Consider the following 25,004-nt stretch of genomic DNA (forward strand, 5'->3'; position numbering starts at 1 on the left):
TGAGAGGTCGGAAAATGAAATAGGAGGAAAACCTATTTTATTTTCCTCCTACTCGATTTTAGTGCGTCAGGCATGTTTAATAGCTCTAGGGTGCAAGTCCCGAACACGCTTTGTAGTGGGAAGTGTTAGCCGACGGCAAGGGTGTCCTTCGCGAGAAGGAATCTGAAGGAAGCCCAAGGCAAACTCTCGAGCCTACGAACAGAAACTGTATAAGAGGCAGTCATGGCAGGATAAGATTGCTAAAGAAATCAAAGTCCCACACTATACAGATGCCATGAATGTATATGCAGAGGCTACATGAGAGGAAAGCGATTAGACTTACCCTGAGAGATCTGATAACAATCTGGCAGCGGGAGAAGCGCAACCTAAAGCGGAAACAGCTTGCAGGGATGCAAGCACTGGTGTTATCAGAAGTCAGCAGAAGCCATAGTATTCCAAGTAATGTTGGGAAAAGGGCTGAATGTTAAAATTGGCAAGGAAACAGCTAAATCATTTGAAGCGAAAAAAAAAAAAAGCCGAAACACGTAAGAGAACTGTCTGCATGAGGAAAGGTCGGAAACCGAAAGTAGACTGCAGAAGGAGCTTAGCAGAAAATGAAAGAAACTGACGGAATTGCCCGAATGCGCTATCGGTTAAAGTAATGCTAGAGAGAATATTCGACAGAAGAAACCTTGAAAGAGCCCTTGTTGCCGTAGAACGCAACCAAGGGGCAGCGGGTATTGACCATCGCAGAGCGATGAACTTCGCCCCTATGTAAATGCCCACTATCAAGCCCTACTGAAAAGTATACTCCAAGGCACTTATGAGCCACAACCCGTGCGGAAAGTAGAAATACGCAAACCACAGGGCGGCAAAAGGATGCTAGGAATTCCTTGTGTAGTGGACAGGATGCTGCAACAAGCGGTCTCCCAATGGCTAATTCCACAGTACGAACAGGAATTTAACGAAAACAGCTTTGGTTTCAGGCCTGGTAAGAATGCCCATAAGGCAGTAATGACTGCCCAAAAGTACCTTAACACAGGTCGGGAATGGATAATAGAGCTGGATTTGGAGAAATTCTTCGACAAGGTAAACCACCAGCAACTACTGGGTTTACTAAGTAAGAAGATTGCGGACAAACGGACCCTAAAACTAGTCAGCCTTTACCTGAAAAGCGGCATAATGGAAGGCGGAGTGCTAAGCCCTCGCAGCGAAGGTACCCCTCAAGGTAGCCCGTTAAGCCCATTGCTTTCCAACATCATTTTAAATGAGCTGGACAAGGAGTTGGTAAAGCGGGGACATAAATTTGTGCGTTATGCCGATGATTGCAGTATCTATGTACAAAGTAAGAAAGCAGCCCAAAGAGTAGCTGCCGGAATCATAGAATACATAGAAAAGGAGCTACTACTAAAGGTAAACAGGGTAAAGACGAAAATCAGCCGACCCTCCAACAGCTACCTGCTTGGCTTCAGCTTTTATAAAACAAAGAAAGGCTGGCAGATTAGAATAGGAGAACAGCCCTTCCAAAGGGTGAAAGCGAAATGTAAAAGGATAACCCAATCAAGTAACCCCAGCCCAGAAGCAAACAAGCTTAAAAAGCTCGACGAAATCATCAGAGGCTGGGTAAACTACTTTAAAATCGCCAATGCGAGAAGTAAAATGGAGAAACTTGATGAATGGTTAAGAACCCGATTGCGAATCAACACCTGGAGGAGATGGAAACGGATACGAACCAAAGTCTCCAACCTAATAAAACTCGAAGTAGGAAAATCATTGGCCTATCAGTGGGGCAACACAAGTAAAGGTGCAGCCAGAGTTGCACACAGCCCCATTTTACTTAGAACGCTGAATATCAGCTACTGGAAAAAGAAAGGCTATTGGGGTTTTCAGCATTATTATTGTCAATGGCAAGCCGATGGGCAACCGTCGTTATTTTAACAAACCGCCGTATACGAGAACCGTACGTACGGTGGTGTGAGAGGACAGATAGGGAAATAATCCCTATCTTCCTACTCGATATTAATATTTGGTTACAAACCTAATTTCTTTTTAAAGTCAGCAGGGATTCCATCTTTATGCAATAAAAACGCAGTTGTTTTATATTTGACAAAGTTTTTGGTTACGTATAAATATCCTTTATAATCGTTGCTTTCTCCCCAAGAGTTTTTAACGATATAATATTCTTTACCGTTTTGGTCTTTAGCGATACCGGTAATTTGCATACCGTGGTCATCAGTAGTTGAATAGTTATCAAATGCTTGTTGACGAAGCTCTTCAGTAATATTCATTTCCGGTTTTGGTCCGTTGAACATTGCCGCTTTCTCCTCAGGGCTCATTTCATCGTATTTTTTTTCTGGGACAAAAGCTACACCGTTTTTCCAGCTAAAGCTTTTTTCACTTACATCCGTAGCCCAGGCAACGGTAAATCCTTTTTTAATAGCATTGTCAATAATGGTGATGATGTCATCCATTTTAACATTATAAATCTGATCCAATGACCAGTTATCCGGAACCATTAAAGTCATTTTTTCATAATATGGGTTGGTTGTAAATGACGATAATTCAACATAGTCTTTAGGGTTAAGGCCAACTCTTTCTTTTGCAAATGACTGAGGGGTATAAGTTTTGCCTTCATAGGTGAAAGTTTCAGGAACCTGACCTAAATATGAATCGATAACAGCGGTATAAGCTTTCTTCCAGTTCGGAGTTAATTCACCATTAGGATTTTTTACCACGGCTTCCAATATCGCCTTGGTTAGTTCTCCCATTTCACTAAACTTATTCTTTTTAGTACCGTAGTTTAAACCAGTGTAAACATCCTGAGGCAGGGCCCCATATTTAGCATACATGTTAACTACATCGTGACATGCTCCACCATCGCCTAAGCTAATAGCACCGTGCATACGCACATAGTTTACTCCTTTTTCGATATAGGCATTACGTGCCGTAAAGATTTCAGCTATATCTACAGGCTTTTTACCCATACGAATCATTTCCGATTCAAGAAATGAGTTGGTTGAGTAACTCCAGCAAGTACCAGAACTACCTTGGTCTTTAACTGAAGTAGCTTCAATGTTAACTACCGGAGTAAAAACAAAAGCATTTTTACTAACTTGACTTTGATTGTTCTTTAAACTATTAATCAGGTTATCCTGTGCATTGGCTCCTAATGCAAGGGCAATGAAAGGAACTGCAACTAAATTTTTTAAGTTCATGAGGATTGAATTTCTTTAAACAGCGCCAAATATAATAATTCAACAATGGAGTAAAGGACAATAATGTTTTGTAACTGAATTATTTCAGTTATTTAATGCAGAGTTGTCTTGTTTAAGATGCTTAAAGCTAGTTGGTTAATGTAATTGCTGTAAGGTTCTTCGATAGAAGTTGATCTGTTTTGGCAGATAGCAAGGTTAAATCATATGCTTGTATCTCAATACAAAAACAACTGTTTGGACTAAGCTTAAAGCAATAAATACCCATCCAATGGCTTTGTTAATGTTGCCATTTACCAGTTTGTTGATGCGATCTTTCTTCCAATGTGCTATTCCTGCAAAAAGCAATAAGAGACCTAATGCTCCCGCAGCCGCACCCAAAACAAATAATGATTTTTCTGTTTTATTATCCAATGAAAAAACATTGATACTGGTATTGTAAATCAATACTGTACTCCAAAATGGCAATAATAAAGGGTTAACGATGGAAAGGGTAAAACCTTTTATGAAATCACCCCATAAGGTTGAAGGAAATTCCTGTGGTTTGGTACTTTCCGGTTCCTTGTATTTGATGATTTTAAAGATTCCTAAACCTAAAAGCAAGGGAATCATAAAAAATCCAGCGTAAGTAAAAAACGAGCTTTGTGGGTTAATCAGGCTAGCGCCGGCAACAGCTAGGGCTGCGTACAATACCTCTGGTAAACAACCGCCAACAGAAACCCAAAATGCTGCACGAAAGTCTTTGTTTACAGATGTTTGAATAACGGTAAGGTTTACCGGCCCCAGTTGTAGGGAGCCGATAAAGCTTGCCACAAATGCAATTATAAAAATATAGAGTTGCTCCATTTAATATTTTATTCGTTAGCAGCAACTCGTTTAATGTCTGCTCCTAATGCTTTCAGGCGTTCTTCAATATCCTGATAGCCACGATCAATTTGTTCAATATTGTAAATAGTACTCTTACCTTCGGCTGATAATGCGGCAATTAGCAATGAAACCCCGGCTCTGATATCAGGTGAAGTCATTGAAATTCCACGTAACTGATTGCGTCTACCCAAACCTATAACATTAGCGCGATGAGGATCGCAAAGAATGATTTGAGCACCCATGTCAATAAGTTTATCAACAAAGAATAAGCGACTTTCAAACATTTTTTGGTGAATTAACACGCTTCCTTTAGCTTGAGTAGCTACCACCAACACTATACTCAACAAGTCAGGAGTAAAGCCAGGCCATGGAGCATCAGCTATGGTAAGGATAGACCCATCAATAAATGTATCGATCTCGTAAATCTCCTGAGAAGGGATAAAAATGTCGTCACCCCTGCGTTCAAGTTTAATTCCTAAACGTTTGAATACCTCTGGAATAACTCCCAATTCATCGTATGCAACGTTTTTAATGGTGATTTCCGACCGGGTCATTGCTGCAAGGCCAATGAAACTACCTATCTCAATCATATCAGGAAGCATGCGATGCTCGGTTCCGCCAAGCTTTTCAACACCTTCAATGGTTAATAGGTTTGAACCGATTCCTGAAATTTTAGCTCCCATGCGGTTAAGCATTTTGCAAAGTTGTTGCAAATAAGGTTCGCAGGCAGCGTTGTATATTGTTGTTGTTCCTTTTGCCAAAACAGCCGCCATAACAACGTTCGCAGTTCCGGTTACAGAAGCTTCATCTAAAAGCATGTAGGTGCCTTTTAGATCACTGGCATCAACACTAAAAAAGTGCTCAACAGGGTTGTAGTTAAATTTAGCTCCTAATTTTTCAAAGCCAAGAAAGTGCGTGTCTAACCTACGACGACCGATTTTATCACCTCCTGGTTTTGGGATGTAGGCTTTTCCAAAGCGAGCTAACAACGGGCCAACAATCATTACTGAGCCACGTAAAGCGCCACCTTTTTTCTTGAACTTATCAGAGTTAAGGTATTCAAGGTCGATGTTTTTAGCCTCAAAAGTATAAGTGTCTTTCGATAAACGTTCAACGGAAACACCTAAATCTTTTAGCAGATCTATAAGTTTATTAACATCCACAATATCTGGAATATTGGAGATGGTCATTTTTTCTTCGGTTAATAATACCGCCGAAACGATTTGTAAAGCTTCATTTTTGGCACCCTGCGGAGTTATTTCTCCTTTTAGTTTTTTTCCTCCAATAATTTCAAAAGCACTCATCTATGTTGTAGTAGTAGGGTTTTGTGTTGTAATGTATTGTGTTAAAATTAACAGGTTTGATTCTCTTACCTGTCTGACCGTTTATTATATTGTTGTTTATAATTTCGATTGTTGTTATCTCGTCCACCTTTGTCTCTGTTATCGCTCTTATAACCACCTGAATGGCGTTTATAGTCTTTTTGGTCACGATCTTTAGAGCCTTTATCACGATCTTTTTGCATTTTTTCACGTGCTTCACGTGTATCGCGATTACTGGTTTGACGAGCAATCGATTTAAAGTCCAGTTTGCTTAGAGACTGAGCTGCCTCTTCTGCATTTAGCTGGAAATTTGAAAGATCATTCAAATCATTGATGATGGTTTCATCGCTTACTGTATCCTTATTCCAAGCGATGTATGACATCTTCATGAATGCAGCCAATGAGTTTACAAACTGATTTCTTTTATCGGACTCCGGTGAGTTACGAGCCTTATCCAACATATACTCAAGCGTTTTACCATAATGTTTGAATCTGATATGGTTCGATGGGTATTTCAATCGATGAGGTTTTGCGTAAATTGATTCCTTTGAAGGAACCGGGAATGGCGAGTCGACTTCTAACTCGAAATCAGAGATAATGAACAAGTGATCCCACAGTTTGTGTTTAAAATCAGTAACATCACGCAAATGCGGGTTCAGTTGGCCCATTAATTCAATTACAGCCTGCGCATATTTATTACGTTCCTCCTTATCCTGCAAGGTTAGAACATGGTCAATCATATTTTGTACGTTGCGCCCATACTCGGCCATTTTTAATCGCGGACGGGTAGTGTTGTAATCAAACGGCTTTAGATTGTCTTTTGACATGGATTGTTATGTTTACTGGTGAACTTACACTATAGGTTTATGGTTGTTATTCAACTATCCTTAGTTTGGCAAATTTAAGTAAAAGCTGCTTTTGTCCAAGCTCCTTAAAGAATATAGTTGCTTTTATATCCGGTTTTTTTCCATCCAAATTTATCACCTTACCAAAACCAAAACGTTCATGTTCAACTTCCATGCCTACTTGTAAATCAGAGGTATCACTTGGAGCAAAACCTTCGGTTGGCGTATGAGCTTTAGCCAATAACTGAGTGGTTTTAGGTTTAGAAGAAATTTTCGGTTTGGCCGCAAATTCTGTAAATCCTCTTCGTTCATCCCCGAAATCAATATAAGGATTTTGTTCTTTTTGCTGCTTTGCCGGATTGAAATCCAGATCGAGGAATTTTGGATCAACTTCATCCAAAAATCTGCTTGGTTCAGAATTCTGCAGTGTGCCAAATTTGAAACGACTGGTGGCATAAGTTAAGGTCAGTTTTTTTTCAGCACGTGTGGTAGCCACATAAAACAAACGACGCTCTTCTTCCAAATCCTGACGTGAGTTTAGGGACATTTGAGAAGGGAATAAATTCTCCTCTAATCCAACAATATACACATGAGAGAATTCCAAACCCTTTGAAGAGTGTATGGTCATCAACGACACTGTATTTTTATCTTCTTCTTCCTGCTTTTCATCACCGGTAAGAAGGGCAACATCCATCAAAAACTGGCTGATACTACGGTCTTCTATATCTTCACGTTCACTAAACTCTTTAATACCGTTTAGTAATTCCTGAATGTTTTCATAACGGCTAAGCCCTTCAATTGACTTGTCAGCATGCAATTCACGCAAAATGCCTGATTGCTTTGCAATATGTTCTGCAACATCATAAGCACTGTTGCTTTTGGCAAGTGCTTGAAAACTGCGAATCATGGTGGCAAAATTCATGACGTTTTCCACCCCACGACCGCTTATGTATAAATGAATATTTGATACAATTTCCCACAATGGCAGGTTTTTCTCATCTGCCAAAACGATAATTTTATCCAAACTGGTTTTGCCAATACCACGTACAGGATAATTGATCACACGTTTTAAGGCTTCCTCGTCATTAGGATTAATGGTTAACCTGAAGTAGGCAATCAGATCCTTAATTTCTTTACGCTGATAAAATGACATACCTCCGTAAATCTTATACGGAAGATTTAGCTTACGTAAAGCTTCCTCGAGAGAACGCGACTGAGCATTTGTACGATACAGAATTGCAAAGTCGTGAAAGTTAAGTCCTTTAAGACTTCGTTCCTGAGCTATTGATTCAGCTACAATTTTGCCTTCTTCATTGTCGCTAAAAGCTCTGATTACTTTAATTTTTTCTCCGGTTTCATTTTCAGAGAAAACATTCTTTTCGAGCTGATTTTTATTGTTTTTGATGATGCTATTGGCAACTTGAACAATATTTTGGGTAGAGCGATAATTCTGTTCCAGCTTAAATATATTCAGTTCGGGATAATCCTTTTCAAAGTTGAGAATGTTCTCAATATTGGCCCCGCGAAAGGCATAAATACTTTGAGCATCATCTCCTACAACGCAAATATTACGATTTACTGCAGCCAGTTTTTTTACAATAATATATTGTGAAAAGTTAGTATCCTGATACTCATCAACCATCACATATTTGAATTTATGCTGGTATTTGTTCAGTATATCAGGGTATTGCTTTAATAGGATATTGGTTTTGAAAAGCAAGTCATCAAAATCCATTGCTCCGGCTTTATAACAACGCTGGGCATAAATCTCATAAAGCTCTGCCATTTTACTTCTGCCCGAAGAGAAATCATCAGCTTGTATTTGCTCATTCTTTTTGTATTCAGCAACCGAAATTAGATTGTTCTTTGCAGAGGAGATTCTGTTTAAAACGAAGTTTACATTGTACAGCTTATCATCAAGCTGTTGTTCCTTAATGATGGTTCGTAATAAGCTTTTGCTATCGTCCGTATCGTAAATGGTGAAATTGCTCGGATAACCTAGTTTATCGGCTTCAACACGTAAGATACGGGCAAAAATGGAGTGAAAAGTACCCATCCAGATATTGCGTGCATCGGGGCCTACAATGGCTGAAATACGCTCACGCATTTCACGAGCAGCTTTATTAGTAAACGTTAAGGCTAAAATATTAAACGGATCAACCCCTTTATTAATTAAGTGGGCAATGCGATATGTAATTACACGAGTTTTTCCAGAGCCCGCTCCGGCAATAATCATCAATGGGCCTTCAGTGCATTCAACAGCACTTCTTTGCGTAGGATTTAATTTATCTAAATAACTCAATTGAACTCCCCAATTTTAAAAGCCTGCTAAGTTAAGCAAACTTATTGAAGTAAGAGGAAAAACAGGATGTTTAAGGTAGCGTTTCCTGATTAGCGTTTACGGGCCTCGGCTTCTTCTTTAAGACCATAATCGCTGGTAATCCAAATTACCACTCTTCTGTTCTTAGCTCGGCCAGTTTCAGTCTCGTTTGATGCAATAGGTTGCGTATCTCCAACCCCATAAGCGTTTAATCTTTCTGGAGCAATATCATGGGCAATAAGGTATTTTCTAACCTCGTCTGCTCTTTTATAAGATAATGAAATGTTGTATGCATCATCTCCCGAATTATCTGTATGACCTTGTATTATGTTGTATGTTTTAGCGTATTTTTTAAGAATAGCCACCAATCGGTTTACGGAAGATTCAGCCTCTGGACGTAATTCATATTTGTTAAGATCAAAAAATACTTCATTCACGAAAGTTATTTTAATTGAATCACCAACTCTTTCAACTTTACTGTCCTTTACATAGCGTTGAATTTCAAACGCTTGTTTGTCCATGTATTTCTTGATGTAGGTGCTGGAACTTGCAGTTTTGGCTTTTTGGGTAGAATTACAAGAATGGAGGCCAAAGCATAGTATCCCCACAATCGGAATACATAACAACAAGAAGCTGCGCTTTGGTATGTTTTTCATCATAAACAATTAATAAACAGATCGATTTTATAACAAACCTACACGATTTAAGCGAAATAGCAAGTAGTTGTGCAAAAAAGTTGTTATGGTAAAAATAAATACTTTTTAGTTAAAATTAATTAATATTAGTTAGTATCTTGACTCGTTTTACCTTAAGTAAATCAATTTTAGCTTATGTTCGAAAAAATTACAAACAAGCCGTTTCATATTTCTATATTTCTTTCTTCCTTTGTCCCCAAATTCTAATTTCATGGATACCATCAAGAACTATATTGAAGCTAACAAACAACGTTTCCTCGATGAACTGTTTGATATTTTGCGCTTCCCCTCGGTTAGTGCCGATCCTCAATACAAAGAATCTGTATTAAAAACGGCTGATTATCTTCAACAACGCCTGATTGATGCCGGCGCTGATAAAGTTGAAGTATGCCCAACGGCAGGATATCCAATAGTTTACGGTGAGAAGATTATCGATCCTTCCTTGCCAACTGTAGTAGTTTACGGTCATTATGATGTTCAACCGGCAGATCCACTTGAATTGTGGCATACACCTCCGTTTGAACCGACTGTGAAAATTACAGAGGAGCATCCTGAAGGGGCGATTTATGCACGTGGCGCTTGTGACGATAAAGGTCAGATGTATATGCACGTTAAGGCATTTGAGCTGATGATGAAAACAAACACACTGCCTTGTAATGTGAAATTCATGATTGAAGGGGAAGAGGAAGTAGGTTCTGCTAACCTTGCAACCTTTGTTAAAGCTAACAAGGAGCGTTTGAAAGGTGATGTAGTATTAATTTCTGATACTTCAATGATTGCCAACGATACTCCATCAATTGAGTGTGGCTTACGTGGTTTAGCTTATATGGAAGTAGAAGTTATTGGTCCTAACCGTGACTTGCATTCCGGCGTTTATGGTGGTGCGGTGGCTAACCCTGCAACCATCTTAGCAAAAATGATTGCTTCATTACATGATGAAAATAACCACATTACCATTCCTGGGTTTTACGATAAGGTAATTGAGCTTTCTGATGCAGAGCGTGCTGAAATGGCAAAACAACCGTTCAGTGAAGCAGCATACAAGAAAGATTTGAATATTGACGAAGTTTGGGGTGAAAAAGGTTACAGTACAATTGAACGCACTTCAATTCGTCCAACATTGGAAGTTAACGGTATTTGGAGCGGTTATATTGGTGAAGGAGCTAAAACCGTGTTACCTTCAAAAGCAAATGCAAAAATTTCTATGCGTTTAGTGCCTGGTCAGGATTCGCATGAAATTTCAGAATTGTTTGCAAAACACATTGAATCGATTGCTCCTAAATACGTGAAAGTGAAAGTTTCTGCTCATCATGGAGGAGAACCAGTGGTGACCCCAACTGATTCAGTTCCGTTTAAGGCAGCAAGCAAGGCAATGGAAGAAAGTTTTGGTAAAAAACCTATTCCAACTCGTGGAGGAGGAAGTATTCCTATTGTTGCTTTGTTTGAAAAGGAACTTGGGTTAAAATCAGTGTTGATGGGCTTTGGCTTAGATTCAGATGCATTGCACTCTCCTAATGAGAAATACGGTTTGTTCAATTACTACAAAGGAATTGAAACTATTCCGTTGTTCTTTAAGCACTATGCTGAATTGAGTAAATAATCAAACTAAAAGAGATAGTTTAAAAAAGGCAGCTTAAGGTTGCCTTTTTTGTTGGCAGATGTAGAGACAGACGCCCATGTTGTTTGAAAATGAGTAATGTATTGGGGACTATGGGGAAATAATTCAACTTAAATTTTGTAACTATTGGTTAATTGAATTGGTATAAGTTATTTAAATAAGGTCACTTGCCAAACCAAACCAGGACCTTGTTCTCTTATGACATTTTCACCAACCAGAATCTTGGGCTTTGCGCAGGGGCAAAGAATCCGTGTCATTTTCTTTTTTCTGTCAGTTTGTATCCTTCTTTTAATTCCTAAACATTCTGATACTGCGGTATTGTGCAGCCCCATTAGAGAGAGAGCCGTTTATAAGAACCATCTTAATTACAGGTTCAATGCTTATGGCGATTTTCTATTAAAAAGATATTCGGTTCACGGCATAGACGTATCCCGTTATCAAAATAAAATTGATTGGAAGAAAGTAAAAGAGTTAAATAAATGTGATAATACCATTTCCTTTGTTTATATAAAAGCATCAGAAGGAGAGGATGATATTGATCCAATGTTTTCATATAACTGGTTAGAAACCAGAAAAGCAAACTTAAAAAGAGGAGCTTATCATTACTTTAAACCCAAACGCTCGGGTAAAAAGCAGGCAAAATTATTTTTAGCCACCGTAAATCATTTTCCCGGAGATCTTCCACCGGTGGTAGATGTGGAAGAAAAAGGTAAAATGAAGCTCAAGCCTTTTCAGAAAAACTTACGGGAATTTATCGTTGAAGTTGAAAAAAAGGTTGGAGAAAAACCGGTCATTTATTGTAGTTATCGATTTTACCAGGATTTTATTAAAAATGGTTTTAAGGATTATCCATGTTGGATAGCCAACTATCATCAAACTAAATTATTGGGAAACGGTAATAATTGGCATTTTTGGCAACATACAGATACTGGGCGAGTTAAGGGAATAATTGGTAGAGTTGATCTCAATACCTTTAATGGATCAATGGATGATCTTGAGAAACTTTGCATTAAAAGTATTTAGTCTTTATAGGTTGATTTTTGAATGTCTGCTGACATAGGGTTGTCATACAGACGCTTTTTATTTGAAAATAAAACGATTATGAAGATTGATCTTACCAAGCAATTTAAAAGTTACTATTCAGCTAAATTAAAACCCGAGTTAATAGAAATTGAACCAGCACAATTTTTATCAATAGAAGGAATAGGAGATCCTTCCGGAAAAACTTTTTCGGATAATATACAAACACTTTACGCAGTTGCTTATGCAATCAAATTTGGTTGGAAGGCGAGAAACAAGGATTTTACTGTTGCAAAATTGGAAGGTTTATGGTGGTTTGATGAACAGAAATTTGGAAGTTATGGGCTGGCTGATGCACCTATGAAAGTTTCACGTGATGAATGGAATTACCGAATGTTAATTCGATTGCCAGACTTTGTAACTCAGGCAGATGTGCATGAAGCCATTGAAACGGTAATTCTTAAAAAGAATTTATTTCTTGCCAAAAATTGCTCCTTATTTAGAATGCATGAAGGAGCGGTAGTGCAATTACTCCATGTTGGACCGTTTGCAGAAGAACCCGGATCTTTGCTTCAAATCCAGGAATTTATAAATCAAAATAACTTAAAACGAAACGGTGTTCATCATGAGATTTACCTGTCTGATTTCAGAAAGGTTTCTTCTGATAAGCTTAAAACAATACTAAGGGAACCTGTAATATAGGCCATAGATGATGGTTTATCGACCATCATCTATTTTAAACTATGCATGGTTTTTAAAATGCCTCATTAAAGGCGAAGTACGTTCCTGATTCTCTCGGTAAACCGTTTGGCTTATTTCCCCAAGCGAAATCAACACGCAGACACATTCGTGCTTTGGGATTGAACATATAACGTGCACCAAACCCATAAGTAGGTTTTATATCTTTCCACTCAAATTGGTGATTCATAAATGCATTTCCAACACCGGCAAAACCGGCCACTGTTATTCGGGATAGTGAAAATAACCCTGCATCAGAACGATTTGAAAACGGAGTATAGCGATATTCGGACTGTAAAACGGAATAGTTCTGCCCTAAATATCTTCCATTGTAATAACCTCTCATTAAGTTGGCACTGCCAAGTTGAGCCAAACTATAAAAAGGGATCGTATTTCCTTGGACTGAACTAAAGTATCCCTGAAAGCCAATATACTGATTACGGGTAACCTGTCTGAATATCCGTCCGTCAAATGTTAGCTGATTGGTGGTATATTTACCTGATCCAATGGTATGAACATTTATCAATCTCACAAAATAACCCTTGTGTGTTTGGTTTTCGTAATCGCGGGTATCATAAGTAACAACACCTCCAAGGAAAATATCATTGCCACCATCTTTGCCTTCTAAATCGGAGTTTGCTAATGGTTTTTCCGTACTTAAATCAGTGAAATGTGTCGACTGAAACATTGATCCAACTCCAAGAAAGAGGTTTCTGGTTACCTTTCTTTCTACAAAAGCAAGTAGATTTTTACGGTTCGAATTGATCTTTGGATATTGTCCATCAGGTAATCTTCCGGCACCATAAAAATAAACTGGATAATCGATGAAGCTAAAGTTGGCGTAAGCATGCCATTTATTGCCTTCGGTATAAAGGTTGTTTAGCAAATTTATCATCGTTTGTTTATTTACTGTGTACGAATTATAGGAGTACAAAAAGGATGGTCGGGTTATGGTTTTATCACCTAACTGGTAGGATAAAATAGCTCCAGCTCCAAATTCAAGTTTTGTAACGGGCGAAATGCCTATTACCGGAAATGCCAGAAATTGAAGTTTCTTTAAAGATGGTGGTTTAGGCAATGAATCTGTTTGTGCGAAGGTACGATGTAGGAAACAGTTGAAAAGTAAAAAGAAAACAAGAAATAGTTTGGATTTCATTAATTGAGAAAATTTGCCAAATCTACCTGATAAGGCAGGAGATTTAAATGTTTAAACATTTTATGACATTCATATTACAAATTCTGAACTGCCGAAAACCTTACCAGAAATAGTAACAAATTTTATCTTTGTTGCTGATTTTACCACATGGCCAAACGTAGCAATAGTTCAACTCGTCCTTCTTCAAAAAAAAGTAAACGTACTCAGGGTATTCCTATTCGATATTTTTGGTGGAAAGTTAGCGGGTTTTTATTACTCATGTGCATGATAGTTTTTTACGCTCCCATGGTGCAGGCCTTTTTAGCTATAAAGGAGAGTGTTAGTGGCGAGCTTACTGATTATCGTTACGCTCATGTTGAGTCTTATGGCATCAAAATTCCTAAGCGATTTAAAGTTCATGGTATTGATGTTTCAAAATATCAATCACGAATTGATTGGGAAAGTGTGAAGAAAATGGAAGATGAAGGGGTAAAAATTGACTTTGTGTTCATTAAAGCAACTGAAGGGCAGTTTACAATTGACTCCTATTTTCAGCGTAACTGGCGTCAGTGTAAAAACGCCGGATTAATGCGTGGAGCTTACCACTATTTCAAGCCTCGAAAATCGGGCAAATGGCAAGCTTTATTATTTCTGCAAACGGTAAATTTTGAATCGGGTGATTTACCTCCGGTTCTTGATATTGAAGAAACAGGCCGTTTGTCTCCTGAAGATCTTCGGGCCAACCTTAAAGAATGGTTAGATATTGTGGAGAAAAAGGTAGGGGAGAAGCCTATTATTTATACCGGTTCTAAGTTTTATGAAGACTACCTTAAAGGTTATTTTGACGAATATCCGTATTGGATTGCTCATTATTATCAGTCAAGTCTAAAACTTGAGGACGATACCAGGTGGAGCTTTTGGCAACATTCGGATATTGGAAAAGTTAATGGTATTAGGCACAAGGTTGATTTTAACGTGTTTAACGGCAGCTTGGAAGATTTAAAAGACCTCTGCCTGGAGTTGGACTAAAATCCAATTAACTATCTATGTAGAATGAGTTCTTAAATAAGAGCTTTGTGAGTTTGTTCGGATTGCGTATAATAGCTATCAAATAATTTAAACGTATTTACAACTCAAAAATCAATTTTATTTAATGAAAAAGGTCTATCTAAGTGATTCAGGGCCAAAAGTATCGGCCGCTATTTATGGTTTTTGGCGTTGGGGGACTGAAGGAAAAGTGAGCGCCGAGGATATGGATGGAATACTAGAACATTGTTTAAATCTTGGTATTAACACCTTTGATCACGCCGATTATTACGGTAATTACTCCTGCGAAGAGCTATTTGGAAAAGTGGTGCGCCAAAAATCTATTAAGCGGGAAGACATTGTGCTATTTACCAAATGCGGAATAGTTAAAAAAGGAACTAGCGGAGTTAATTTCGATTATATCAATTCATCTGCCGAGTACATTAAAAAAAGCGTTGACAATTCCCTCAGAAATCTTCAAACGGATTACGTTGACATCTTTTTGTTAGATAATCTTGATCATATTTCAAACTTGGAGGAAACTGCAGGGGCTGTTTTACAGTTAATTGAAGCGGGTAAAATAAAACATTTTGGTGTAGCCAATTTAACGGCCTCGCAACATCAACTTATTTCTTCTTATTTGCGCGTGCCGGTGGTAACCAGTCATATCGAGTTAAACCTATTGAATACTTCAGCAATTGATGATGGCAGGTTTGATTTTATTCGTCAGAAGTACAGCAAACCGCTGGCATGGTCTCCATTAGCCGGTGGTCGTATTTTGGATGGATCTGATGAACAGGCAGTTAAATTGAGATCCAAACTGGATGAAGTGGCACAAAAATATAATGCCAATGTGGAAGAAACTGCTGTGGCCTGGTTAATTAAGCTTGGGGCACTACCTATTATTGGAGCCTTAAATATGCAAAGAATTACTAATGCGGCTAAAGCCTTTGATATTAATATGTCGCATGAAGACTGGTATGAAATTTATCAAACAGTTAAATAATAAATAGATATACCGAATAATGAATGTAAAGGAAGACTGACCCAAAGTTCGTTATTCGGTATTTCACATTAACCACATCAGGATGCAGGATTATCTAATCCCCGCTTTCATGTATCGGTGTCGGTTCTATTTCTTTTTTTCTCAAATTAAGTGTGTAGTAAAAGAATAATCGTAAGGTGTTATTGCTATCATAAACATTACCACTGGTTTTTTGTTGAAAAACATTCATATATCCAAAGTCGAAGTTTAGTGTGGAGGTAATGTTTTGTTTTATTCCAACAAAGAAACGGTTTTGATCTAAAGAATTATAAACTACCTGTTTGCCGAAATTTAGAAGTATTTCATCTGCAATCATCAATGCGGGCAGTTTATTTTTCTTCTCTCCTTTAAAAACGGGTATGGTAAAGCTAAGTAAATACCGTATCCGGTTAGTAAATCGAATTCCGGTTTTTACATCATTGGTCAACTGTTCTTGCCAGCGCTGTTCAACGCGTAATCGTTGTAGTAAACCTAATGTGTTAAGTTTTTGGGTAAAAAGTAACTCTGTATAAAATCGATTTTCATCTTGCCAGTTCGATAATCCTTCTGCTGGCGCAAGCCATAAATGTCCATAACCCGCAGTTACACGTAAATTCGGTTTTATATAATAGGAGAGGCCTCCTCTTAAGAACCAAAAATTAGTTTCAGCCATAAAATCTTGCCTGCGGTTATGAATATCAACTATAGTAGCCCATTTGGGGGTAAACTGTATAACATTGTTGAGTGAAAACCAGGACATGGCATTGTGATTTACTAACTTTTCAGCTTGAGCAAAAACATTACAACAGGTTGAAAAAAGGCACAATAAAAAGAGGTTGAAGGTAAATAGTGAGCGCATAAGTATTTTGTATGATGGTGACGTATCTATTAAAAATACAAAAGATTTAAAGCAATCGATTGATTAAGGTGAAAACGCGCGTTTTTCATTAAGTTTTGGTTCACAAACTACGTGTTAAAACGTGCTTTTTTTAAAAATATAGTTTATAAATTCTATGTTATGCAGAGTTAAATTTTTAGTAATCTTTAAAACTCAAAATAACATTTCAGTTTGTGTAAATAGTTCAAAATGATAGTGTTTTCTTGATAATTGTTAACTTTTGATGAATTAAAATGAACATTTTTGTACGTCAAAAAACCTAATCATTATCATTATGATCGTCGGATTACCAAAAGAAATTAAAAACAACGAAAATCGTGTTGCTCTTACACCTGGTGGTGTAACTGAGTTGGTAAAAAACGGACATACAGTGTATGTTCAGGCTTCAGCCGGAAACGGTAGCGGATTCAGCGATGAGGAGTACAAAACTGCTGGTGCTACAATTCTTCCTACCATTGAAGAAGTTTATTCTATCGCAGAAATGATCGTTAAGGTTAAAGAACCGATCGAATCAGAATATAAATTGATTAAAGAAAACCAACTTGTTTTCACGTATTTCCACTTTGCTTCGCATGAGCCTTTAACAAAAGCGATGGTTCAAAGCAAAGCAGTGTGTTTGGCGTATGAAACTGTTGAGAAAAAAGACCGCTCATTACCATTGTTAGTTCCAATGAGTGAAGTTGCTGGTCGTATGGCAATTCAAAAAGGTGCTAACTACCTTGAAAAACCATTAGGTGGTCGCGGTATTTTATTAGGCGGTGTTGCCGGTGTAGCTCCTGCAAAAGTTTTAGTATTAGGTGGTGGTATCGTTGGTACTGAAGCTGCTAAAATGGCTGCTGGTTTAGGTGCCGATGTAACCATTATGGATATCAGCCTGCCTCGCTTACGTTATTTATCTGATATTCTTCCGGCAAACGTTAAAACAGTTATGTCGAATTCATACAATATTGCCCAAGCAATTAAATCTTCAAACCTGATTGTTGGTGCGGTATTGATTCCAGGTGCTAAAGCTCCACACTTAATTACTCGCGAAATGTTAAAAGACATGCAACCGGGTACTGTTTTGGTTGACGTGGCAGTTGACCAAGGTGGATGTATTGAAACATGTAAACCTACAACTCACGAAAATCCGACATTTGTGATTGACGGAGTTGTTCACTACTGTGTTGCTAACATGCCAGGTGCTGTGCCTTATACTTCAACTTTGGCATTAACCAACGCTACGTTGCCTTATGTTATCAAATTAGCTAACCAAGGTTGGTTACAAGCTTGTCAAAACGATGAGGAATTACGTAAAGGCTTAAATGTAATTAACGGTCAGATTGTGTACAAGCCTGTTGCTGATGCATTTAACATGTCTTTCACTCCTGTAGAAAACTACTTGTAGTAATAATTTTCATAAAATTTTTCTTTATAGATAGTGAATTGAACGGCCCCATCATCGGGGTCGTTTTTTATGGTTGATTAATGGTGGACTTATGATTCTTCAAATTCAAATAAATTGATATTGTAAGAGCTGCAATAAAACTTAGCAAAGTTATTGTATCAATCAGGTTCGCATCAAAGTTATACCCGGTAATACGGTCAGCTAAATACTTTATATATGAGTTAGGTAAGTTTTTGGCTCCAAGCTTTCGTATTATTTCAAAATGCCAGTCGGTTAAAGGACAATACCCCCAACCTTTCCAAATTCCCAAAATAAACCATGAAAATGCAGTAAGAGAAAGTGTAATTAAGTTAACTTTTCTCCATCCCTTTATTGCCCATCCAAACAGATTGAAAAGAATCAGCGAGCTGTGCAGGATAACAAAAAAAATGTCGAGCGCATAGAACACGTAGTAGTATATTATTGGACAGAGCTTCCTAATTAAAGATACTTAAATTCAGATCTGTGTAATTGCTATTATGTATATTTTATTCTTTCTCAATCATTTATTATATTTAAGAGAAGTTAGAGTAAATTTCGTTAATCGAAATATTTTTAACTAGCTAAACATGCGCTTATGTTACAATCTCTTATACGCAACTGGTGGGTCATTTTCTTACGCGGCTTGGTTGCTTTAGGCTTTGGAATCATTGCTATTATATGGCCAAGCATTACTTTAATCATTCTTTTATATTTCTTTGGTTTTTATTTAATAGCCGATGGTTTCATCGCTTTGCTTACAGTTGTTTTGAGTTGGGGGCGTCGTGAAGATAAGTGGCTGTTGGTATTAGATGGCATACTAAGTTTGGGAGTCGGTGTTATTGCATTGCAATTGCCCGAGGCTGCTACCATTTCCATAGCTTTTATGGTAGGTTTTTGGGCCATTATTGGGGGAATTATTAAAATAGCCTTTTCCATTCATGTTCGCAGTGAGGTAAAGGGGGAAGGCTGGATTGCCTTTAGTGGCGTAATGACTATTATTTTCGGCTTTTTAATAATAAGTAACCCCGTTGCAGGTGCAATCAGCCTTGTTTGGCTAATTGCAGCATTTTCAATTGTAATGGGATTAATGTGGGTTGTTACAGCTTTTCGAATCCGATCTTTTGGCAGTAGACTCAGATATTAATTTAAAAAATGTTATAAACAGAAATACCATGTCCAGGTAATAAAAAATAGTTGCAGCGGTATTCTGAACCATAAATACTTTAATCCTTTACCGGTAAAATCTCCTTTTTGATAATCTACTTTCTTTATGGCGGCATATACATTAGCAGGTAGAAGCAATAAGAAAAAGAGAATAAGGAAATGCCCTGTAAACTGATATAATGAAGGAATTAATAATCCTATGGCCGCTAAAATTTCAAGAATACCTGTAATGCGAACCAAAGACGTTTTAAAAGGTACAGCTTGAGGAATCATCATAGTCATTCCCTTGGTAAACATAAAATGGCCAAGTGCAGTAAACAATAACATGGCACTCATGCCTACACGCCCCGCCAATGAAGGATTAATACCTGCAGATGTCAAAGCGGTAATTAACAACACTAGCAGAAAGGTTGCTATAAGTATGACTAGTGGTTTCACTATAAATTTCGGTTTAAATACTTAATATTTCTTTCAGTTTTACATAACCTGATTTACTCACAGGCAATTGAATACCTGACTTTAATACAGCCAAATGCGACTCTTTATCGTACAAATCGATTCGTACGATTTGATTCATGTTGAGGATATACGAGCGATGGATGCGGATAAATTGTTGAGGATCTAAAGTCTTCTCAAAGAAACTCATTGTTTTGTTCTTTAAAAATGCACCTTCCTCTGTTTGAATTTTTACGTAATCGTCAGCAGCTTCCAGGTATTGAATTTCTGAAGTAGGAATGATTTTAATTTTTCCGTCTACTTTAACAACCACCCGGTTGCTTTGAGCAGGACTGGTGGATATGCTTTCAATTATCTTTAAATTTGCAGCACCAGGATCATTTGAAGATCTATTAGATAACCATTTTTGTAAGGCTTTATCGAATCGTTCTTTTGAAAACGGTTTCAATAAATAATCAATTGCATTAGCTTCAAAAGCTTTAATTGCGTACTCGTCAAAGGCTGTGGTAAATATTACGGCAGGAGGGCAATCTAGCAACTCCAACATTTCAAAGCCTGTGATTTTAGGCATTTGTATGTCAAGAAAAATTAAATCGGGTTTAAGTGCATTAATGGCTTTTGCTCCCTCAAAACCATCACCGCATTCCAGAATCACTTCAATTTCTGAATAGAATTTTAAGTATTCTTGCACAATAGCCCTGGCAAGAGGTTCATCATCAATTAATATTGCTTTAATCATTGGTTTGTGGAATTCTTAAGGTAACGTGATAAGTTGTTTCTTGTGGTTTGACTTCTAATAAATCATTACGTGCAAATAATAAATACAAACGTCTATTGATTGAACTTAAGCCGAAACCTGTTCCTTGTGGAACATTTGTTTTAGGATCAAAAGGGTTGCTTACCTTTACAATGAGATCATTATTGGCACTCCGGGTAACAGCAATGATTATTTCTACCTCGTCAATGGTGTCGTACAATCCAAACTTAATTGCATTTTCAACAATTGGTTGTAGTAGCATTGGGGGTAAGGTACATGTTTTAGCATCTTCATCCATGCTGATAATGGTTTTTAAACGATGACTAAAACGAACTTTTTCTATTTCGAGGTACAATTTTAAATGCTGGATTTCTTCTTCAATTGTAACCCATTGGTTTTCTTCTTTTTTAAGTGTTCCCCTCAAAAAGTCGGAAAGCTGCTGAATCATTGTTCTGGCTTGTTCAGGTTGAACAACGATCAATGCACTAATGGAATTTAAACTATTGAACAAAAAGTGTGGTTGAAGCTGTTGCCTCAGTTTAAACAGTTCTGCTTCCCGGGCTAACTTTTCTGTTGATTCATGAATTCGAATGTGTTCTTCCTGTTCTTCTTTGTTGTACCAGAACAGACTCAATACAGCTACCCAGCCAATTACGAGGCAGCCTAATAAAAATCTTACCAGTATTGATTTTTTTAAGAATAGTTGATAATCAGGCGAGCTTATAAGATTTGAAAGTGTGACATTGCTCAAGAACAACCATAAAGCAGTTACTGCAATAATTTCAATTATAGTGAAAGCATAATTACCTTCCGGACGATAGAATATAAAGATATAGCTTATAAGTGCACAACCGCATGCCAATAGTATATTGGAAGCTGCACTATCAATTGCAGCCATGTTCCATTCTAACCCAAATGAATAATTAAGAATAATGGCATGTATAACTCCCCAGGCTAGCCAGAAAGTAAAAAATGCGCATAAAAAAAATTTGTTTTTTAATGGGTATGTGGCCATTTTATGATGCGTATGCTATGTAGTTTGCAGTCGTCTGTTTTTGAACCGACGACTGCAAGCTGATGGTTATTCGATTGGAAATTAAATATAATGCTCTAATTGAATAAGTTGTCGGCGAACTTTGCGTGCTTTAATTTTTAGTTCATCTAAGTATTCTACTTCGTTATTCGCCTCCACAATTTCTGAATAAACCTCCGATTTATCCGAAACTGAGTTAATTTTATCAAGAGCAATTACATCGATAAAACGCCAGTTCACTAATTCCTTGTTCACATTTAAGAATACCGCTTGTTGATCAACTCCGACTTCTTTAGCTTTAGAGAGTGCAGCTGAAAAGTCTTCTGCCTGTATCAATCTCAACTGTTCATCAAACTGAGGCTGATGCTTACCTTCTCCTGATTGGATTTGGTAAACTAACTTTGCAATAAACCATTCCATATTTGTAGTTGTTAAGGTTTTGTTTGTAATAAAGTTCTTTTGATTAATAACTCCTGATATCAATTCCGCCAAAAACACAAGATCCTTTGATAATCAATGTTTTGGAAGGAACCTCTGTAGATGGCATTACCGGGCGTTTATCATTTACACCACCGAAAACATTGACAGTTTCAATTTTTACTTCCCAATTAGCCGGAATAACCATTTTGGTGCCTCCAAATACATTTTCGATTTCAAGTATTATAGTCCCTTCAATATCGGCTTGGGATAGGTTCATATCCACTCCGCCAAAAACTGATTCTACTCTTCCACCTTTAAAATTCTTTGATAAGATGGTTCGCTTAGTGCCACCGAAAACGTTTGTAATATTTACCACATCTTCATCCGAAACACCTTCTGTTGCGCATTGAAATACTCTGTGTTTAGGACGCAGCATGATGAAAAGTCCGAGGAGGATTACACCTGCAGGGATGAGGTACCTTCGGATGGGTAGATCCCATGCATAATATTCAGTTACCAAAAAATACGAGCCAATAAAGATTGGTATTAGCCATCCTCCACCTCGGAAGTTGTGCTTTGCTCCAACAAAGAGTCCAATTCCGATTAGTAATGTTTGCCAGCTGAAAATATAATCAGGGATGCCCAAATCCATCTGTCTCAATAAAATAATAACTCCGATGGCCACGATCACCAATCCACCTAAAAAATTATTTGGACGACCATATTTTTGAATGTGACGTTCTCTGCGTTCTCTCATTCTGCTGTATCTATCTTCTGGATAATTTGATTCTGTTTCCATTTTTTTAAATTCTAGCGTTTCAATAATCCAAAAGTAATACTGAATTGGAACCTACCAAACCTCATTCCGATGATGCTTAGTAAAGTCTCGGTAAACAGCATTGTTTGATCGGTGAACGGGGTAGCTCATAGACTGAGACTAACCATCGGTCTTAAAATATTGCTAATGTTTAAGTCACAGCTATCCTTTATAGGAGTTGGGGGAGGCTGTTTTTTCGTATCTTCGTTTATGCAAAAACATACCAATTCTCTTATCCACGAAACTTCTCCTTATTTGCTTCAGCATGCACATAATCCGGTAAACTGGTATCCATGGGGCGAAGCGGCTTTGCAAAAAGCACGAGAGGAAAATAAGCTTATTTTGGTGAGTGTGGGTTACTCGGCTTGTCACTGGTGCCATGTAATGGAGCACGAGTCGTTTGAAGATGAAGAGGTGGCTGCAATAATGAATGAGCAGTATATATGCATTAAAGTTGACAGGGAAGAACGGCCGGATATCGACCAAATATACATGACTGCGGTACAGCTAATGACTGGAGGTGGAGGCTGGCCTTTGAATTGTTTTTGTTTGCCTGACCAGCGCCCATTATATGGAGGTACATATTACCGAAAAAATGATTGGAAACAATTATTACATGATTTAAATGCCTTTTACCATAACAAGCCCCAAGAGGCAGAAGAATATGCTGATCGTCTTCTCAAGGGAATCAATCAGGCTGATTTGGTGTCATTTGTAAAAGAAAAGCAACTATATACTGCTGAAACCCTCTATCAGTTAGTAGAGCCGTGGATACATTATTTTGACTTTTCCGATGGTGGGCATAATAGAGCTCCAAAGTTTCCTTTGCCTAATAATTTTCAATTTTTATTGCGCTATGCGCATTTAATGAAGCATCAGGCTGCCAATGTAATTGTACGTCTAACGCTGGATAAAATGGCTTATGGCGGGATTTATGATCAATTAGGAGGAGGTTTTGCGCGATATTCGGTCGATACGGTTTGGTTGGTGCCTCACTTTGAGAAAATGCTTTACGACAATGCTCAATTAGTGAGTTTATATGCAGAAGCTTATCAATATTGCCATTCAGAATTGTATAAAAATGTAGTAGAGCAAACGCTTGATTTTGTTAAACGAGAACTAACATCGCCCGAAGGTGGATTTTATTCGGCTTTGGATGCGGATAGCGAAGGTGTGGAGGGCAAGTTTTACTGTTGGACGAAAGATGAGCTTCAGGGAATTTTAAGTAGCGACGAAGAGCTTTTTAGCATTTACTACAATGTAACAGAGCAAGGAAATTGGGAGGAAACCAATATTCTTCATCGTAAGCAAGATGATGACGTATTGGCAATGGAATTGGGAATGCCTGAACATCAGTTACTGGAAATTATTGAACGCTGCAAAACCAAATTGATGAAAGTGCGTCAAGGCCGCATAAGGCCGGGATTGGATGATAAAATACTTACCTCATGGAATGCCATGATGATGAAGGGATATGTAGATGCTTATAAAGCTCTTCAAAATGAGGAGTATTTAACCATTGCAATAACCAACGCCCAGTTTCTACTTAGTAATTTGAAAACAGAAAATGGTGGATTAAAACGGAATTATAAAGAAGGGAAGGCTACAATAAATGGTTTTTTAGATGATTATTCGTTTTTAGCTGAGGCATTTGTTGAATTGTATCAGGCCACGTTAAATGAGCAATGGCTACAAGAGGCTGATGAATTGGCTAAGTATTGCATCGACCATTTTTATGATGCAGAATCAGGTTTGTTCTTTTACACAGCTGATACTGACAAACAATTGATTTCTCGCAAGCAAGAAATTATGGACTCCGTTATTCCAGCATCAAATTCCACATTGGCTCGCGTGTTGTTAAAGCTGGGTACCTATTTCCAAAAACAAGACTATCTTGATTTGTCAGCCCAAATGCTGAACAATGTTAGTGCTCAAATTAGCAAATACGTATCGGGTTATTCAAATTGGGCCTTATTGATGATGGAAAATGTATTTCCATATTATGAAGTAGCGATAACCGGTAAAAATAATACACAAAAGCTTTTGGCTCTTGAGCAGTATTATATACCAAATAAATTGGTTATGGGAGGAGAGACGGGAAGTTTGCCATTGCTTGATGGAAAAATTTCAGAAGAATCCAGAATCTTTGTTTGCGTTAATAAGACTTGCCAATTACCTGTTGCGGAAGTTGAAGATGCCGTATCACAAATGAAGAATGATTACCCTGTTGTTTAGCTTTCAATGGAATTT

General features: G+C 37.7%; 23 protein-coding genes. 9 read left to right on the forward strand and 14 right to left on the reverse strand.

What is annotated here, in order from left to right; translation table 11 throughout:
* The first annotated feature begins 786 nt into the window (after positions 1–786).
* On the forward strand, positions 787–1,917 hold the full coding sequence (gene ltrA / locus L2B55_RS07950) for a group II intron reverse transcriptase/maturase (RefSeq protein ID WP_237850276.1): 1,131 nt from the start codon (positions 787–789) through the stop codon (positions 1,915–1,917).
* A gap of 92 nt (positions 1,918–2,009) precedes the next feature.
* Here ltrA and L2B55_RS07955 read toward each other — a convergent pair whose 3' ends face one another.
* The 6 genes from L2B55_RS07955 to L2B55_RS07980 form a co-directional block, all read right to left on the reverse strand.
* Positions 2,010–3,194 carry a C1 family peptidase gene (locus tag L2B55_RS07955; protein WP_237850015.1) on the reverse strand — a complete coding sequence of 395 codons (1,185 nt, stop codon included), beginning with the start codon at positions 3,192–3,194 and terminating at the stop codon, positions 2,010–2,012.
* 195 nt (positions 3,195–3,389) lie between these two features.
* Positions 3,390–4,037, reverse strand: a complete 648-nt coding sequence (locus L2B55_RS07960) for a LysE family translocator (protein WP_237850016.1) — start codon at positions 4,035–4,037, stop codon at positions 3,390–3,392.
* An 8-nt stretch (positions 4,038–4,045) separates the two neighbouring features.
* The gene (gene murA / locus L2B55_RS07965) at positions 4,046–5,362 is read right to left on the reverse strand and encodes a UDP-N-acetylglucosamine 1-carboxyvinyltransferase (RefSeq protein ID WP_237850017.1); all 1,317 of its coding nucleotides are present in this window, start codon (positions 5,360–5,362) and stop codon (positions 4,046–4,048) included.
* Between the two features lie 65 nt (positions 5,363–5,427).
* Positions 5,428–6,207 carry a DUF4290 domain-containing protein gene (locus L2B55_RS07970; protein WP_237850018.1) on the reverse strand — a complete coding sequence of 260 codons (780 nt, stop codon included), beginning with the start codon at positions 6,205–6,207 and terminating at the stop codon, positions 5,428–5,430.
* A 46-nt stretch (positions 6,208–6,253) separates the two neighbouring features.
* Positions 6,254–8,527 carry an ATP-dependent helicase gene (locus L2B55_RS07975; protein ID WP_237850019.1) on the reverse strand — a complete coding sequence of 758 codons (2,274 nt, stop codon included), beginning with the start codon at positions 8,525–8,527 and terminating at the stop codon, positions 6,254–6,256.
* An 89-nt stretch (positions 8,528–8,616) separates the two neighbouring features.
* A complete protein-coding gene (locus L2B55_RS07980; protein ID WP_237850020.1) occupies positions 8,617–9,204 on the reverse strand; it encodes an OmpA family protein in 588 nt (195 codons plus the stop codon).
* 247 nt (positions 9,205–9,451) lie between these two features.
* On the opposite strand from L2B55_RS07980, the gene L2B55_RS07985 reads away from it, so the two are divergent.
* The 3 genes from L2B55_RS07985 (at position 9,452) to L2B55_RS07995 (ending at position 12,580) form a co-directional block, all read left to right on the forward strand.
* The gene (locus tag L2B55_RS07985; RefSeq protein ID WP_237850021.1) at positions 9,452–10,840 is read left to right on the forward strand and encodes a dipeptidase; all 1,389 of its coding nucleotides are present in this window, start codon (positions 9,452–9,454) and stop codon (positions 10,838–10,840) included.
* A gap of 216 nt (positions 10,841–11,056) precedes the next feature.
* Positions 11,057–11,881 (forward strand): glycoside hydrolase family 25 protein, encoded by an 825-nt coding sequence (locus tag L2B55_RS07990; RefSeq protein WP_237850022.1) that lies wholly within the window; start codon positions 11,057–11,059, stop codon positions 11,879–11,881.
* Between the two features lie 78 nt (positions 11,882–11,959).
* Complete coding sequence (locus L2B55_RS07995; protein ID WP_237850023.1) at positions 11,960–12,580, forward strand: GyrI-like domain-containing protein; 621 nt, start codon at positions 11,960–11,962, stop codon at positions 12,578–12,580.
* 52 nt (positions 12,581–12,632) lie between these two features.
* On the opposite strand, the gene L2B55_RS08000 is transcribed toward L2B55_RS07995, so the two are convergent.
* A complete protein-coding gene (locus tag L2B55_RS08000; protein ID WP_237850024.1) occupies positions 12,633–13,772 on the reverse strand; it encodes a BamA/TamA family outer membrane protein in 1,140 nt (379 codons plus the stop codon).
* Between the two features lie 147 nt (positions 13,773–13,919).
* On the opposite strand from L2B55_RS08000, the gene L2B55_RS08005 reads away from it, so the two are divergent.
* Complete coding sequence (locus tag L2B55_RS08005; RefSeq protein WP_237850025.1) at positions 13,920–14,780, forward strand: glycoside hydrolase family 25 protein; 861 nt, start codon at positions 13,920–13,922, stop codon at positions 14,778–14,780.
* Between the two features lie 124 nt (positions 14,781–14,904).
* Positions 14,905–15,783, forward strand: a complete 879-nt coding sequence (locus L2B55_RS08010; RefSeq protein ID WP_237850026.1) for an aldo/keto reductase — start codon at positions 14,905–14,907, stop codon at positions 15,781–15,783.
* A gap of 94 nt (positions 15,784–15,877) precedes the next feature.
* On the opposite strand, the gene L2B55_RS08015 is transcribed toward L2B55_RS08010, so the two are convergent.
* Complete coding sequence (locus L2B55_RS08015; protein WP_237850027.1) at positions 15,878–16,561, reverse strand: DUF2490 domain-containing protein; 684 nt, start codon at positions 16,559–16,561, stop codon at positions 15,878–15,880.
* Positions 16,562–16,973: 412 nt separating this feature from the next.
* Between L2B55_RS08015 and ald the strand changes: the two genes are divergently transcribed.
* Positions 16,974–18,086: an alanine dehydrogenase gene (ald, locus tag L2B55_RS08020; RefSeq protein WP_237850028.1), complete on the forward strand. Its 1,113-nt coding sequence runs from the start codon at positions 16,974–16,976 to the stop codon at positions 18,084–18,086.
* Positions 18,087–18,153: 67 nt separating this feature from the next.
* Here the strand turns inward: ald and L2B55_RS08025 are convergent, their stop codons facing one another.
* Positions 18,154–18,534: a DUF2784 domain-containing protein gene (locus tag L2B55_RS08025; RefSeq protein WP_237850029.1), complete on the reverse strand. Its 381-nt coding sequence runs from the start codon at positions 18,532–18,534 to the stop codon at positions 18,154–18,156.
* Between the two features lie 168 nt (positions 18,535–18,702).
* On the opposite strand from L2B55_RS08025, the gene L2B55_RS08030 reads away from it, so the two are divergent.
* Positions 18,703–19,251, forward strand: coding sequence for an HdeD family acid-resistance protein (locus L2B55_RS08030; protein WP_237850030.1), 549 nt, complete (start codon positions 18,703–18,705; stop codon positions 19,249–19,251).
* A gap of 11 nt (positions 19,252–19,262) precedes the next feature.
* Here L2B55_RS08030 and L2B55_RS08035 read toward each other — a convergent pair whose 3' ends face one another.
* The 5 genes from L2B55_RS08035 to L2B55_RS08055 form a co-directional block, all read right to left on the reverse strand.
* On the reverse strand, positions 19,263–19,709 hold the full coding sequence (locus L2B55_RS08035) for a DoxX family protein (protein ID WP_237850031.1): 447 nt from the start codon (positions 19,707–19,709) through the stop codon (positions 19,263–19,265).
* Between the two features lie 13 nt (positions 19,710–19,722).
* Positions 19,723–20,466: a LytR/AlgR family response regulator transcription factor gene (locus tag L2B55_RS08040; protein ID WP_237850032.1), complete on the reverse strand. Its 744-nt coding sequence runs from the start codon at positions 20,464–20,466 to the stop codon at positions 19,723–19,725.
* Positions 20,459–21,499 (reverse strand): sensor histidine kinase, encoded by a 1,041-nt coding sequence (locus L2B55_RS08045; RefSeq protein ID WP_237850033.1) that lies wholly within the window; start codon positions 21,497–21,499, stop codon positions 20,459–20,461. The genes L2B55_RS08040 and L2B55_RS08045 overlap by 8 nt, the downstream gene beginning before the upstream one ends.
* An 81-nt stretch (positions 21,500–21,580) precedes the next feature.
* Positions 21,581–21,937, reverse strand: a complete 357-nt coding sequence (locus L2B55_RS08050) for a DUF4288 domain-containing protein (RefSeq protein ID WP_237850034.1) — start codon at positions 21,935–21,937, stop codon at positions 21,581–21,583.
* Between the two features lie 43 nt (positions 21,938–21,980).
* Positions 21,981–22,736: a LiaF transmembrane domain-containing protein gene (locus L2B55_RS08055; protein WP_237850035.1), complete on the reverse strand. Its 756-nt coding sequence runs from the start codon at positions 22,734–22,736 to the stop codon at positions 21,981–21,983.
* Positions 22,737–22,901: 165 nt separating this feature from the next.
* Between L2B55_RS08055 and L2B55_RS08060 the strand changes: the two genes are divergently transcribed.
* Entirely contained in the window at positions 22,902–24,989 is a 2,088-nt protein-coding gene (locus tag L2B55_RS08060) for a thioredoxin domain-containing protein (RefSeq protein ID WP_338092198.1), read from the forward strand.
* The last annotated feature ends 15 nt before the right edge of the window (positions 24,990–25,004 follow it).

The sequence above is a fragment of the Solitalea lacus genome (genome assembly GCF_022014595.1).
Classification (GTDB): Bacteria; Bacteroidota; Bacteroidia; order Sphingobacteriales; family Sphingobacteriaceae; genus Solitalea; species Solitalea lacus.

Coding starts and splice junctions, on each gene's coding strand:
- L2B55_RS07955 (WP_237850015.1), bottom strand. CDS start 3,194: ATGAACTTAAAAAATTTAGTTGCAGTTCCTTTCATTGCCCTTGCATTA.
- L2B55_RS07960 (WP_237850016.1), bottom strand. CDS start 4,037: ATGGAGCAACTCTATATTTTTATAATTGCATTTGTGGCAAGCTTTATC.
- murA (WP_237850017.1), bottom strand. CDS start 5,362: ATGAGTGCTTTTGAAATTATTGGAGGAAAAAAACTAAAAGGAGAAATA.
- L2B55_RS07970 (WP_237850018.1), bottom strand. CDS start 6,207: ATGTCAAAAGACAATCTAAAGCCGTTTGATTACAACACTACCCGTCCG.
- L2B55_RS07980 (WP_237850020.1), bottom strand. CDS start 9,204: ATGATGAAAAACATACCAAAGCGCAGCTTCTTGTTGTTATGTATTCCG.
- L2B55_RS07985 (WP_237850021.1), top strand. CDS start 9,452: ATGGATACCATCAAGAACTATATTGAAGCTAACAAACAACGTTTCCTC.
- L2B55_RS07990 (WP_237850022.1), top strand. CDS start 11,057: ATGACATTTTCACCAACCAGAATCTTGGGCTTTGCGCAGGGGCAAAGA.
- L2B55_RS07995 (WP_237850023.1), top strand. CDS start 11,960: ATGAAGATTGATCTTACCAAGCAATTTAAAAGTTACTATTCAGCTAAA.
- L2B55_RS08000 (WP_237850024.1), bottom strand. CDS start 13,772: ATGAAATCCAAACTATTTCTTGTTTTCTTTTTACTTTTCAACTGTTTC.
- L2B55_RS08005 (WP_237850025.1), top strand. CDS start 13,920: ATGGCCAAACGTAGCAATAGTTCAACTCGTCCTTCTTCAAAAAAAAGT.
- L2B55_RS08010 (WP_237850026.1), top strand. CDS start 14,905: ATGAAAAAGGTCTATCTAAGTGATTCAGGGCCAAAAGTATCGGCCGCT.
- L2B55_RS08015 (WP_237850027.1), bottom strand. CDS start 16,561: ATGTCCTGGTTTTCACTCAACAATGTTATACAGTTTACCCCCAAATGG.
- ald (WP_237850028.1), top strand. CDS start 16,974: ATGATCGTCGGATTACCAAAAGAAATTAAAAACAACGAAAATCGTGTT.
- L2B55_RS08030 (WP_237850030.1), top strand. CDS start 18,703: ATGTTACAATCTCTTATACGCAACTGGTGGGTCATTTTCTTACGCGGC.
- L2B55_RS08040 (WP_237850032.1), bottom strand. CDS start 20,466: ATGATTAAAGCAATATTAATTGATGATGAACCTCTTGCCAGGGCTATT.
- L2B55_RS08045 (WP_237850033.1), bottom strand. CDS start 21,499: ATGGCCACATACCCATTAAAAAACAAATTTTTTTTATGCGCATTTTTT.
- L2B55_RS08050 (WP_237850034.1), bottom strand. CDS start 21,937: ATGGAATGGTTTATTGCAAAGTTAGTTTACCAAATCCAATCAGGAGAA.
- L2B55_RS08055 (WP_237850035.1), bottom strand. CDS start 22,736: ATGGAAACAGAATCAAATTATCCAGAAGATAGATACAGCAGAATGAGA.
- L2B55_RS08060 (WP_338092198.1), top strand. CDS start 22,902: ATGTTTAAGTCACAGCTATCCTTTATAGGAGTTGGGGGAGGCTGTTTT.